Origin of the sequence: Flavobacterium sp., from assembly GCF_035456225.1 — a bacterium.
Lineage (GTDB): Bacteria > Bacteroidota > Bacteroidia > Flavobacteriales > Flavobacteriaceae > Flavobacterium.
Genome location: NZ_DATIDM010000112.1, coordinates 19,397 through 32,735, shown reverse-complemented (window position 1 = coordinate 32,735; position 13,339 = coordinate 19,397). Strand labels below are relative to the sequence as shown.

The following is a 13,339-nucleotide window of genomic DNA, read 5'->3' as shown; positions in this document are numbered from 1 at the left end:
CCAAAACTGCAGCAACTCCGAAAAGTAATTCATTTACATAAGGAATCGCCGTATAGCTGAAAGAAGCTATCCCCTGAATTGCCAAAATAATTTCATTGCATACTACTCCGATTGAAAAAAGAATTAATCCGAAGACTGTGTTCCCGAATCGCGGAAAGAAAGCCTCAACCTGAATTCGAAAAAGGAGGAACAAGGAAATAACAGCCAATAAAACCAAATGAAGATAGGCAATTACAATAGGCCGAAAACCAAAGGCAAGTTTACTTATCGCCGGCACGGTAGAACCTAACTGAAGAAGTAATTTAATGCTTAACGCGAATCCTACGAAGAGTAAAACATACCGCATGGAAAAATCGAGTTTCCTAATTTCATCTTTTTTCATTCTAAAAAATCCGAAAAGAAGCCTAAACCAAGCGTATACCTGAATGATAGCTGCTGCCGTAACTATTATATAGAGCCAGACAGGCAGTTTCATCCACAAAATCGACAAGCCATACGCCAGAATACCAGAAACAAAAAACAACTTAAACGAAGTGGCAAAAAAAGGGTCTTCCGACTTTTTAAGTCCGAAAAAATCAAAAAACAAACCCATACAGGCAAACAAAAACCATCCGTTGTACTGAAAGTGCAGAAAGTAGTAAATAGAAGCCAGGTACTCCGTCTGAAGGATATTTTTTGTGACCATCATATAAACCAATGCAAAAGATCCTAAAGAGGAAGCAACATTAAAAAAAAGAGCCGCTTTAAACCAATTTTTGAAAAGATTCACCTTACTGACCAGCTTTAAATCAGTTAAAAACAATAAAGCAAAATAATAGGATATGAAAATTGACAGCAGCGAAAATGTAACAGAGAACAATCCATATCCCTGAACGATGAAGGAAACGAGCATTCCGTAAGAACAAATCAGGTTGAAAAAGAGCACTTTCGTGTATTTTCCGACTTTAAAATCTGCTAATCTGTTCTGAAGTGTATAAATCATCAGTACCATTAACGTCTGACTAATCCATCCGGTAAATGCAAAATTATAATGGGAAAGCTGGAGACTTTTTTGATCGAGATAGGGAAATTCAAATCCAATTTTATAACGCATGAGTAAACCTAACAACGCTACAATGAACAGATTCGCCAAAGAGAATCGTAACCAAAACTTTATTTCAAGTTTCATCAGTAATAAATTTTATGGTTTACCAGCTCTATTTTATTGGCATCTTTCATCTTTAAAAACACCCTGATAACTGTTTCAACCCTTAAGCCGGTAAAATTCGCTATTTCCTGACGGGTGTACGGAACAAGCCATTTTTCATCATTATCACAGTTTTTTTGGGCTTTTAAGAATGCATTTATTCTGAATTCGGGCTTTTGATTGATGATGTCCTTGGAAAACATTATTTTACTATGAACACGGTCAGCCATCAAATCGAGAAAATGTTTCTGTATACAAGGGTATTCCTCTAAAATTTTAAGAAAACTTTCCTTCGGAAGCCTTATAATTGTACAGTCCCTTAAAGCAACTGCACTTGCAGGGTAGTCTTTATCGATTAGCAGCGGAGGTTCTCCAAAACTGTCTCCACACCAAAAATAAGCCTCGGTAAATTCTTTTCCCTTATCATTGGTATTGAACAGCCTTACGCAGCCCTCCAGAATCTGATAATAAAACCTTGCTGTGGTGTTTTCGTAAAAAATAATTTCATTTTTTTTATACTCCTTAGTGATGCCTCCCCAAGAATACAACAAATCTAAATCTATCTGCATACTTATGACTGTTATGAAATAATTAATGACTCATTATATTTTTGACACTTTCAATGCTCTCGAACGCCGAGAAATAAACTCCTCTAAAGTTACAAAAAAAAAACGAAAGAAATTCCTTCATCCTTTCAGCATCATCTTAAATAACAATTTTTAAAAATATGTGACCCTGTTCCGGCATATGGCGATTCGGGTTTTTCTGATTTGTTTTTCAGATTTATCACGAAGATACCTATGGTGTAATAGCCAACCGGCAAACCCTCCAATGAAACTTCCTATTACAATATCGAAGAAACGTGCGGCAATTAATCCGTTCGGGTCTATGGGAATCGAATTGCCGATATCCGCTAAAAAGATAGTCAGCGGTGTCATAAAAATAATCGTCAAGGCGTATTGTCTTACGATTAGTGTTTCTACGACAAACTGAAATGCCATGATGCAGAAGCAAATCCAAAACAAATTCAGTTTTAAACCCAGCAGTAACCATGTGAGTCCAAGTCCGAGAAAAGTACCCAAAATACGCTGAAAAGTTCTTCTCCATATCTGCTCCAATGTGACACCCTGAATAACTGCAGCACAGGAAATAGGAATCCAATACGGATTGTCCAATTTCAGCAATAAACCGGTAAGCAGGGAAAGTGACATAAAAAAGCCGATGATGACAGCCTCAAAAATTGTGGAGTAATTTTTTTGCACAACCACAACAAATTCCGATTTAAAAAGGGTTCCTTTTGTTAGCAGAATGCTGTAAATAAACGCAATCATACAGGCCAACATGGTTCCCATCGCGATCAGTCCGACTTTTACGGGTATGATCTCAAGGTTAAAAGGCATACAACTTGCTATGGAAGCAATCATGATAAAGAAAAAATTCCCAGGTGGTTTTAACTGATAAAAACGGGAAACCCAATGCACAAAAGCAGCAAAAAGACCCAAAACCAATGAAGACAGATACGGATTAAAACTGAACAAAACCCCAATGGTGAAAGCAAAAACGAATCCGAATGAACACGCCAGAACAGTAACCATACGGCGCGCCAGTGAACTTGAAGGCAGATACAAAAAAACCAGCCCTCCTATACTCGCAGTTATTCCGTTGGTTGGCTTATCAAAATAACATCCTATGAATAAAGGAATCCCAACGCATAGTGAAGCTAAAAACGGAATATGCCATGTACGTTCGCTCTTTTTGTATTGGAAAAGCGATACTATTTTCGATTGTAGTTGTTTGAGAGTAATCATGGCAACTCAAGTCAGTTTTTATGATATTAAACAATCATTAACCTTTAAAAAACCACCGCAATTTTTGCTGCGATGCACAGACTCGTCTATAATCAACAGAGCAACCTGAATCATGTTGCGGAGTTCACAAAGAGGCGTTGTTACTTTATGCTTGTGGTATTTTACCTCAACTTCCTCCTGCAGGTCAACTATTTTTTTCTGAACAGCAATCAAATCAGCGTCATTCCTTACAATACCGACATTTTCGCGCATCAGCAACTGGAGTTCTTCTTTCTTTTGCTTCAAATAATCTGGGGCTATTTCCGCTTTTCCCACTGTACTCCAGGCCGGAAATTCGTAAGTGAGCATTAACGAAATCAGGGATCGTCCTGCTATGTATTTAAAAATCCTGTCCGAAAAAACCAAAGCTTCCAATAACGAATTCGAAGCCAAACGATTAGCGCCATGCAATCCGGTTCGGGAACATTCGCCGCAGGCAAAAAGATGTTCGATGGATGTCTTCCCGTTTTTATCCACCATAATTCCACCACAAAGATAATGCTGTGCCGGAATCACGGGAATCCATTCTTTTGCAATGTCAATCCCTAAACTTTTACAATGACTGTAAATCATTGGAAAATGACGGTTAAAATCCTCAGGATTCAAATGAGTGCAATCTAAATACACGCATTTTTCCTGATTCTCTTTTAATTCCTTATAAATGCTTTGAGAAACAATATCCCTTGAAGCCAATTCCCCTCTGGCATCATAATCAAACATAAAACGATGTCCGGCTGAGTTCCTCAAAAATGCTCCAAAGCCCCTAACCGCTTCAGAAATCAAGAAGGTATCTGAAGAAGTTTTATCATACAAAGCGGTGGGATGGAATTGAATAAACTCCATATCCTTAATTCTTCCCTTTGCCCTGTAAGTCATTGCGATTCCGTCCCCCGTCGCAATTTCAGGATTTGTAGTATGACCGTAAACCTGACCTATTCCTCCAGTTGCCAAAATCGTATAACCCGCCTCACAGACTTCAATGGTTCCGTCATTTTCATTCAACAGATAAACCCCATAGCATTTCTTGTCATGCATTAACAGGTCGAGAGCGAAATGGTATTCCAGAATAGTAATATTCTTGGTTCTTCCAACCTGTTTTAAAATCGCGCGTTCAATTTCAAATCCGGTCTGATCCTTATGGTGCACCACCCTATTTTCGGAATGCCCTCCTTCTTTTCCCAAATCAAATCCACCATCCGGATTCTTATCGAATTTCGCTCCCCATAATACCAATTCCCTAAAACGTCTCGGTCCTTCACTTATCACCATTTCAACAATTTCAGGATCACAAATGCCATCCCCGGCAATCAGTGTATCCTGGATGTGTTTATCAAACGAATCTTCAATTTCGTTAATCACTACAGCGACTCCTCCCTGGGCATATTTCGTATTGGACTCCCCTTTTTCCGATTTTGTTATGATGACGACTTTTCGCCCAGGATAATAATTGGCAATTTTAAGGGCTAATGTTAAACCCGCCACACCTGAACCAATGATTAAATAATCTGCTCTCATAGCTATTTTGATAATTCCAACATTCTTTCAATTGGGATTAATGCTCTTTTTCTGATCGTTTCCGGCACAATGATTTCAGGGCTTTCATTCAGCAAACAATCGTATACTTTCTGAAGTGTATTGACCTTCATATAAGCACATTCACTGCAGGCGCAAGTATTGTCTTCATTTGATGGCGCCGGAATTAATGTTTTATCTGGAACTTCCTGCTGCATTTTATATAATATTCCGGCTTCGGTAGCAATTATGAATTTGGTCCTGTCGCTCTTCTTCACATAATCGATCATACCTGCTGTGGAACCAACATATTTAGCGGTATTTAAAATGTGTGTTTCCGATTCGGGATGCGCTATAATTTCGGCATCTGGATGTTTTTTATGCAAATCAATTAGCTTATCCAAGGAAAAAGCTTCATGCACGACACAAGAACCATCCCATAATGTCATTTTGCGTCCCGTTTTTTCCATTATGTATTTTCCCAGATTTTTATCGGGAGCAAAAAGTATGGGCACTTCTTCCGGGATGGATTCAACGATTTTCACCGCATTGGAAGAAGTACAGACAATATCGCTCATCGCTTTGATCTCGGCGGAACAATTCACATAGGTAACCACCAAATGATCAGCATGCCGTAAAGCAAAAGCACCAAAGACATCTGCCGGACATGATTCCGCCAGCGAACATCCCGCATTTAAATCGGGAAGTATCACTTTTTTGTCCGGATTCAGTATTTTGGCAGTTTCAGCCATAAAATGCACGCCGGCAAAAAGAATAATATCAGCATCCGCTTTCGCTGCTTCTTGCGATAATCCAAGACTGTCGCCAACATAATCAGCTATTTCCTGAATATCGGCATCCTGATAATAATGCGCTAAAATGACCGCATTTTTCTGTTTTTTTAATTCGAGTATTTGCTCCTTAAGATTTTTCATTTGTAATCAATTTCATTTGTTTCCCTTGCTTGAAGGTTCCTCCTATTATTTTAAGCACCGGCACTACAATTAAAAGTAAGCCGATAAAAATTCCGATTCCGAAAAGTAAAAAAGACACGTAAACCCAATGCGTCTGTGACTGCATTTCAGCAAACGGAATCCCTTTGGTGAAATACATCCAATAGCTCCGCTTCATTCCGGCAATGAGCAGACTTAACCAGAAAAGCAACAGCGAAATATTAAAAATCCGAAATCCTATTTTGACTTGCGAAAGATTGAAATTAGGTTTAATCTGATTTACGATAAACAACACCGAAGCCAATAAAATAGTCGTATTGATTCCGATTGTAGTTCCCATGGAATGTGCTACGGTTATATGTGTTCCATGCGTAAAAAAGTTGATGGCCGGAATGGAAAACAACAAAGCTAAAATCAGGTTCAAAAACACCCAGGCATCCGCCATTACAAGAAATTTATAGGAAATCAGGTTTTTGATTTTAGCGCTTTCCGGCAGTGATTTTTTCCATTCGTAAATCATGTGGAATAATATGATCCATTCGGTCATGCTGATACCGTAAGCAACGTAACGAACCCAAGGTGCTGTCGGAACAATATAAATATGATGCGCCCATCCGAACATTAGATTGGTAAGTCCGAGAAAATAAAAGAAAAACGATTTCGGATGTCTTCCGATACTGTCGTCCCCTTTAATTTTTGCCATCACATAAATCGCCGTACCGTAAACCAACATATTCCAGGAGCCAACAAAAGAGCCGCCCGCCTTCCACTGAATGGCTAACGATTTTATAAAATTGTTTTTCATATCGGGATGTAGCCACAGGTAAGCTTCACTTAAGTGATAGACCATGAAAACGATTCCTGTACCCCACATCCAGTAATAAACCGGCCAGTCCTTTACTTTACCGGCCATCGTTTTGTAATAATTAATCCCGAAGAGTAACCAGCCAATTAATATCGGCAATATCAGATAAGGAGGAAACTCCAAATATTCTTTTCCGCCGAAATTTCCAATGGCATAATTGTAATAAATCAAAATACCAATCCCACCAAAAAGCAGATAATGGATTTTCGATAACCGATTCGAATACAAACGCGGGCCATCCGAATTGGACAGATAATAATAGATACCGCCTATAGCACAAAGAATAATCCACGCTATAACACTGGTCACATGGAAAGGTCTTAAACTGCTGAAAGGTAAAATCTCTTTTATGAATTCGGGAAGTATGTACTGTAGTCCGGAAAAAATTCCGAAAAGCATGCCAAGCAGTAAAGCCAGTAAAGCTGTGGCCAAGTATAATAAGGATATTTTATTATTCATCAATTTGAAACCTATTTATCATTTGTAAAGAGTATCATATACTTTTACGATCTCTGTTCCCACATAATTTATTTGTGGTTCATCTTATTTTATATTCAATTTCCACCCAACCATCTGCTTTGATAGCAGCTTTATGATTAGGATAATAACCGGACTCATCTACTTCTTTCAGAAAAGTGACGATTGCCTCTTTCTCATCCTCCGTAAAATGAAATCTCGGCATCGCTTTTATTCCACTGTTTAAAAAAGCCTTGATATAATCAGCACCTTTGTTCTCTGCCGAATAAATGTTCGTCAGGTCTGGTGCCAAATAACCTCCCAATCCATACAACTGATGGCATGAAAAGCAATTGTTCTGCTGCCAAAGCTCCTGTCCCTTAAGAGCCTGGTCACTCAATCGCTTTTGATTACCGGAATCGTCTTCCGCATATATTATAAAATTGTAAAAGCCAAACACACTCACCAAGGTGAGCATGCAGCCGATATAAATTTGTGTTTTCTTTCGATTCATGCACCTAATACAATAGAAGACAAAAATATCCTTAATTAAAAAGAAACAATATGACTTTTATCAGTTTTTTATAAAAACAGAAGCATAATATTTGTGAATTAATTAAATACTATGCAATGAAGAATGTGCTAAAAACCAGCAATTTACATACTTTTCACATACCAGTGATGGGCTTGGCGTACACTATAGACAGTCCGATTCGGGTGGCACAATACGGCATCTCGTCGGTGATTTCCATCATGGATGACGATCTTATAGAAAAAATGAATGCTTTTTACAGTAAGAAATTTGATTTGCCGTATCAGGAAATTTCACAGAAAATAAGCGACTACAGGGCAAAACGGATCACCTCCTATCTTAATACCGTTGATAAAATTGTAACCGAAAAATTTGAAAGCTTTAAAACAGAACTTTCGGAAAGTAAAGCGGCTTTGGAAAACTATATTGCCATGCTTCCCAATAAATCTGAATTCCGAAAAGGACTTGAAAATTTCATTCAGGAAGGATGTATCATCAAGGAAAACATTAAAAACTATCTCGAAAAAAATCTCTTCCCCGGTGATATCGACATTAACATCATGACGAAAGTCGACAAAGACAACTTTGAAAAAAACACACAGCTTCCCGTAGAATTCAACGATGCACATGCGGCGTTAAGAGGTTTCGCCAACAGCACTTTAACTTCGTCCGTAGTTTTGTCAGCCGGTATGAATCCGAGATTATACAGCTACTTTGAAACCTTTCCTGATTTCTTCCCGGACCAAAACGCCAATCTTAAAAAGAAAATAATACTGAAAGTGAGTGATTTCCGTTCAGCATTGGTGCAGGGAAATTTTTTGGCTAAAAAAGGGCTTTGGGTTTCCGAATACCGCATCGAATCCGGTTTGAATTGCGGCGGACATGCTTTTGCTACGGAAGGTTATTTGTTGGGGCCTATTCTGGAGGAGTTCAAACAGAAAAGAGAAACTCTTATTACTTCGGCCCATGAATTATTGTGCAAAGCGCTGCAACAAAAAAATCTTCCCGTACCCGAAACACCTCTGAATTTGAAAATCACAGTTCAGGGTGGCGTGGGAACTGCTGAAGAACATGAGTTTTTACTCGATTTCTATAAAACGGATTCTGTTGGTTGGGGTTCTCCTTTTTTGTTGGTTCCCGAAGCGACTTCATCCGATAATGAAACGCGTGAATTACTGGCAAAATCAAAAGAAGACGATTTGTACTTGAGTAATATTTCACCTTTAGGTGTTCCGTTTAATACAATTAAAGGCACCACGAATGAAGCACTGAAACAGAAACGCATCCTTGAAAACAAAGCAGGAAGTTCCTGTCCTAAAAAATACCTGGCCTTAAGCAAACAGTACGATGAAAAAGGAATCTGTACGGCATCCCGAAAATACCAAGAAATAAAACTTGACGAACTGGAATCCGAAAGAGGTTATATATCAGAAAGAGAATTTGTCAAAAAACAAAATGCCATAACGGAGAAAGCCTGCCTTTGCATCGGATTGGCCAATGCTTCTTTATTGGAAAACGACATCAAAATAAAAGGAGAAGCACAAGGTGTTGTTGTGTGTCCGGGTCCGAATATTGCCTATTTCGACCGACAATATTCCTTATCGGAAATGGTTCAGCATATTTACGGATACAAATCGGTTTTAAACAACGTAACGCGTCCAAATATGTTTGTTAAGGAACTATCGTTGTACCTGAAGTATTTTAAGAATGAAGTTCAGGAGTTTTTTGAAACCGAAAATATGGCCCAACAAAAGAAACTGACAAATTTCAGGGAAAACTTATTGGCGGGAATCGATTATTACAGCAATCTGTTTGGCACCGGAAAATATTTCCATGGGGATAACGAAACTATTCAGCACCAACTGAATAAATACAAAATGGAACTGGAAACAATTGAAATTGGAATATTGGTATAACAAAAGAGGCTTGAATTCAAGCCTCTTTTTATTAGTATCGTAAGAAGGTATTACCAGATTTAATCCCTAAAGCAAGTTCTTCCAAAGTGGTACATTCCAGCATGGTAGCCAACTCACCCCGTATTGATTTGAATTTTTCATGAACTGGACAAGGGCGGTCTTCAGAACAATCGCTTAACCCTAAACCACACCCTTTGAAAATGGAATCTCCGTCTATGGCTTCAACGATTTCTACCAGTTTAACTTCTTTCATTCGGTGTTTTTCCACACTGAAACCACCTCCAACACCTTTTGCTGAACTCACAATATTACAACGAACCAGCTTCTGTAAAATTTTGGCAGTAAAAGCCACCGGAGAATCAATTTCTTCCGCGATTTCTTTTTGACCGACTCTATTATTTTTCAGAGATTCAGCTGCTATAAAGATAGTGGCTCTAATCCCGTATTCACATGCTTTAGAAAACATAGACAAACAGTTAAGTAAGGATTTAATGATGAAAATCACCCTCGCAAAATACGAATTTTGATATTCTTTTAGCACCAATTCTGTAATAATTATACTTTTTCATATCCAAACCCTTTAACTTCCTTGGCTAGGCTATTCAAAAATCAGCCCTGAAACAGATTCTAAATTTCCTTCACCATCCAGACCGGACAAGAAGAATGTCCTGTGCATCCCATCGGCGCATCCAGATAACGAAAACCTGATTTTATGTATAATTTTTGAGCCGCTTCCATATAAGGCATCGTTTCCAGATAACATTGCCTGAAACCGAAATTCCTTGCTTTATCCAGGCAGATTTGCATCATTTTAGCTCCTATCCCCAACCCTCGCGTTTCGGGAAGAAAATACATTTTTTGCAGTTCACAAACCTCGGGAGCACCATTGGCTAGAGGAGCAATTCCGGCGCAACCGATAATCCTGCCTTCTTTCTCGACAACAAAATATGCCGATTGAGGATCAGAATACGTTTCAAACATGCAGTCCAATTGCGGATCGGCATAAGCAGTTCCAACTTTCGGCACGTTGAATTCTTCCAAAACACTTCTGATTACTTTGGCGACCGAAACATTATCCTCTTTTTGGATTTCCCTGATTACGACTTCTCCCATTCTTAAGAAATAGCTTATTTTTGTACTGTGAAGATACAGTAAACCTTCACAAAAAAAAAGCGATATTTAAAATTAGCCGACAGAGTTTCTCATCTCTTTAGTAAAGCAATGACTACGAACGAAAAGTACATAAAACGCTGTATAGAATTAGCCAAAAACGGCTTGGGAACTACCTATCCGAATCCGATGGTGGGCAGTGTAATTGTACATGACGGAAAAATAATCGGTGAAGGCTGGCATCGGAAAGCAGGTGAACCACATGCCGAGGTGAATGCGGTGAATTCGGTAAAAGACAAATCACTATTATCCAAATCGACAATTTATGTAAGCCTTGAACCTTGCAGTCATTTTGGAAAAACCCCACCCTGCTGCGATTTGATTATTGCCAATAAAATTCCGAAAGTAGTAATCGGAACCATTGATCCCTTTGCGAAAGTAGCCGGAAACGGGATAAAAAAACTCATGGAAGCAGGGATAAATGTTACGGTGGGCATTTTGGAAGACGAATGCAATGAACTCAACAAACGTTTTTTTACATTCCATCAAAAGAAAAGGCCTTATATTATCTTAAAATGGGCTGAAACCACAGACCTTTTTATCGCACCGGATGAAGATTATCGCCAGGCTTTTAACAATAATAAAAGACCTGTTTGGATTACCAATCCGTTTTCCCGACAATTGGTGCACAAAATACGTAGTCAGGAACAAGCCATTCTGGTCGGAACACAAACTGTTTTGGATGACAACCCGAAATTGGATGTTCGCGATTGGACGGGAAACAACCCGATACGGATCGTATTGGACAGAACAGGAAAAATATCAGAAGATTATTCTGTAAAAGACGGAAGAACAAAAACAATTATCATAACGGAAAGTCAAAATTTCAAGAATTCTGAGAATATTTTTTACGAAAATTGTACCTTTGATTCTTCTTTGGCCATCACCGTTTCCGATGTACTTTTCAAACATGAAATCCAATCGGTAATCATAGAAGGCGGAAGACAGACATTACAAACATTTATCGATGCAAACCTTTGGGATGAAGCCCTGGTTTTCAGAGGAAATGTAAGTTTTAAAAAAGGAAAATCGGCACCAAATCTTTCAGGAAACCTAATCAAAAAACAAGCTGTTTTGGATGACGAACTTTTAATTTTAAGGAATGTATGATCGATACAATTATTTTTGATTTTGGGAATGTCTTTATCAATTTAAGTCAGGAGGCGCCTTTTGACCATATGCGAAAAATAGGGCTGGTATGCTGGAATGAGGATTTGGACAGTCTAAACAAGCGTTATGAAAAGGGAAAAATTGACGAATTGCAATTTTTTACAGGATTTCAGCGTTATATCCCAAACAAAGAATTAGACGAAATAAGAGAAGCATGGAATGCCATATTATTGGATTTTCCCCTGTATCGTTTGGAATTTTTACAACGCTTATCACAAAAATACCGATTGTTCCTTTTAAGCAATACTGATAAGACACATATCGAAAAATTTGAACACAAAGTAGGCATGACCTTTTGCCGTGAATTTTATCAGTGTTTTGAAAAAGTATATTTCTCTTATGAAATAGGTTTACGAAAACCGGATCCGGAAGTCTTCAATTACATCATCAACCGACACGATTTAAATCCGAAGAAAACCCTTTTTGTAGACGACAACAAACACCATACTGAAGTGGCCGCCAATTTGGGCATGCACGTATGGAACCTGGAAGTGGGCAAGGAAGACGTTGTGGATTTGTTTGACAAAACCTGGTAAATTCCCCATTGGAAACCGACTCGTATAAGACCCTTGAAGCCGCTTCGGAAGAAGTACTTTATAAAGAAAAAAACAGCAAGTTTTTTGGCTATGCGTATCCCGTTACTTCCGAAGAGGAAGTTAAAGCAATTATTGAAGATTTAAAAAAACAGCACTATTCAGCCAGACATTGGTGCTATGCCTTTCAATTGGGCACAACCAAAATCCAATACCGCGCCAACGACGACGGCGAACCCAATAATTCAGCAGGAATGCCAATTTACGGGCAAATCCAGTCATTCAACGTTACAAACACTCTTGTAGTGGTCGTTCGTTATTTTGGCGGCGTAAAACTGGGCGTAGGCGGATTAATCTCGGCTTATAAAACTGCCGCTCAAATGGCATTGGAGGTTGCTCCCATCATTGAAAAAACCATCGATATTCATTATCTCATCCGCTTCGATTATAAAAACATGAACAAGGTGATGCGCGTCATCAAAGAAAAAAATCTCGATATCGTTTCCCAGAAAATGGAAATGGATTGCGAAATCGAAATTGCAACCCGAAAAAAAAATGCCGAAATGGTGTTCGACATTTTCTCTAACTTGTTCGAAGTGGAGATTCTTGAAAAGGAATAAAAAACGAGTTACCGATTTTTTTTTAATTTTCCACAAATTCAACCAACCGTTCCGTGATGTATTTTGGAGGCAAAATTGGTCTGCCCGTTTTCGTATCAACAAACACCAGAACCGAGTTCCCAATTGTTAATAACTCACCCTTTTCATTGTAAATTTCGTAGTCAAATTCTATCTTAACGGAGGTCTGACTTTTAAAGATTGTTTTCACCGTCAGCAAATCATCATAACGTGCCGGTTTTTTGTAATTCATCGATAGTGAAACCAGCGGAAGCATCACACCGTTTTCCTCCATCCATTTGTACGAAACCCCTAGGTTTCTCAACCATTCCACGCGTCCCATCTCAAAATATTGAGCATAATTTCCGTGATAAACCACCCCCATCTGATCGGTTTCGGCATATCGGACACGAACCTGAAATTGATGTATTTTCATACTATTTGTTATGTTAATTTATTCTAAATATTTTCTAAAAACGGCTTACAATTTTTTTTTTACAAAACCAATACACAAAAGATTTTTTTTTGAAAAATTTTGTCCACATATTTGTCTTCCCAATCAAAAAAAGTTAACCAATAAAT

The 13,339-nt window shown here is 38.4% G+C and carries 14 protein-coding genes; 4 read left to right on the top strand and 10 right to left on the bottom strand.

Annotated features, from left to right (window positions below):
* From VLB74_RS06920 to VLB74_RS06890, 7 genes are all read right to left on the bottom strand, one after another.
* On the bottom strand, window positions 1–1,168 hold a 1,168-nt coding region (locus VLB74_RS06920; RefSeq protein ID WP_325202727.1), incomplete at its 3' end, for a hypothetical protein.
* Complete coding sequence (locus VLB74_RS06915; protein ID WP_325202726.1) at window positions 1,168–1,755, bottom strand: Crp/Fnr family transcriptional regulator; 588 nt, start codon at window positions 1,753–1,755, stop codon at window positions 1,168–1,170. The genes VLB74_RS06915 and VLB74_RS06920, both read right to left, overlap by 1 nt.
* A gap of 150 nt (window positions 1,756–1,905) precedes the next feature.
* Window positions 1,906–2,994, bottom strand: a complete 1,089-nt coding sequence (locus VLB74_RS06910; RefSeq protein WP_325202725.1) for an FUSC family protein — start codon at window positions 2,992–2,994, stop codon at window positions 1,906–1,908.
* Window positions 2,995–3,012: 18 nt separating this feature from the next.
* On the bottom strand, window positions 3,013–4,548 hold the full coding sequence (gene nadB / locus VLB74_RS06905) for an L-aspartate oxidase (protein ID WP_325202724.1): 1,536 nt from the start codon (window positions 4,546–4,548) through the stop codon (window positions 3,013–3,015).
* A gap of 2 nt (window positions 4,549–4,550) precedes the next feature.
* The gene (gene nadA, locus VLB74_RS06900; RefSeq protein ID WP_325202723.1) at window positions 4,551–5,480 is read right to left on the bottom strand and encodes a quinolinate synthase NadA; all 930 of its coding nucleotides are present in this window, start codon (window positions 5,478–5,480) and stop codon (window positions 4,551–4,553) included.
* The gene (locus VLB74_RS06895) at window positions 5,467–6,822 is read right to left on the bottom strand and encodes a cbb3-type cytochrome c oxidase subunit I (protein WP_325202722.1); all 1,356 of its coding nucleotides are present in this window, start codon (window positions 6,820–6,822) and stop codon (window positions 5,467–5,469) included. The genes nadA and VLB74_RS06895 overlap by 14 nt, the downstream gene beginning before the upstream one ends.
* Before the next feature lie 79 nt (window positions 6,823–6,901).
* Window positions 6,902–7,297 (bottom strand): c-type cytochrome, encoded by a 396-nt coding sequence (locus VLB74_RS06890; RefSeq protein WP_325202721.1) that lies wholly within the window; start codon window positions 7,295–7,297, stop codon window positions 6,902–6,904.
* Window positions 7,298–7,449: 152 nt separating this feature from the next.
* Here VLB74_RS06890 and VLB74_RS06885 point away from each other — a divergent pair, with 152 nt between their 5' ends.
* On the top strand, window positions 7,450–9,267 hold the full coding sequence (locus tag VLB74_RS06885; protein WP_325202720.1) for a hypothetical protein: 1,818 nt from the start codon (window positions 7,450–7,452) through the stop codon (window positions 9,265–9,267).
* A gap of 31 nt (window positions 9,268–9,298) precedes the next feature.
* Here VLB74_RS06885 and VLB74_RS06880 read toward each other — a convergent pair whose 3' ends face one another.
* On the bottom strand, window positions 9,299–9,733 hold the full coding sequence (locus VLB74_RS06880; RefSeq protein ID WP_325202719.1) for an RrF2 family transcriptional regulator: 435 nt from the start codon (window positions 9,731–9,733) through the stop codon (window positions 9,299–9,301).
* Between the two features lie 161 nt (window positions 9,734–9,894).
* Entirely contained in the window at window positions 9,895–10,380 is a 486-nt protein-coding gene (locus VLB74_RS06875; protein WP_325202718.1) for a GNAT family N-acetyltransferase, read from the bottom strand.
* A 108-nt stretch (window positions 10,381–10,488) separates the two neighbouring features.
* On the opposite strand from VLB74_RS06875, the gene ribD reads away from it, so the two are divergent.
* Genes ribD through VLB74_RS06860 form a run of 3 tightly spaced genes read left to right on the top strand, consistent with a single transcriptional unit; the run spans window position 10,489 to window position 12,760 of the window.
* Window positions 10,489–11,547: a bifunctional diaminohydroxyphosphoribosylaminopyrimidine deaminase/5-amino-6-(5-phosphoribosylamino)uracil reductase RibD gene (gene ribD / locus VLB74_RS06870; RefSeq protein ID WP_325202717.1), complete on the top strand. Its 1,059-nt coding sequence runs from the start codon at window positions 10,489–10,491 to the stop codon at window positions 11,545–11,547.
* Window positions 11,544–12,143: an HAD family hydrolase gene (locus VLB74_RS06865; protein ID WP_325202716.1), complete on the top strand. Its 600-nt coding sequence runs from the start codon at window positions 11,544–11,546 to the stop codon at window positions 12,141–12,143. The genes ribD and VLB74_RS06865 overlap by 4 nt, the downstream gene beginning before the upstream one ends.
* Before the next feature lie 8 nt (window positions 12,144–12,151).
* Entirely contained in the window at window positions 12,152–12,760 is a 609-nt protein-coding gene (locus VLB74_RS06860; RefSeq protein WP_325202715.1) for an IMPACT family protein, read from the top strand.
* Window positions 12,761–12,782: 22 nt separating this feature from the next.
* Here the strand turns inward: VLB74_RS06860 and VLB74_RS06855 are convergent, their stop codons facing one another.
* A complete protein-coding gene (locus VLB74_RS06855) occupies window positions 12,783–13,193 on the bottom strand; it encodes an acyl-CoA thioesterase (RefSeq protein ID WP_325202714.1) in 411 nt (136 codons plus the stop codon).
* Window positions 13,194–13,339: the final 146 nt, after the last annotated feature.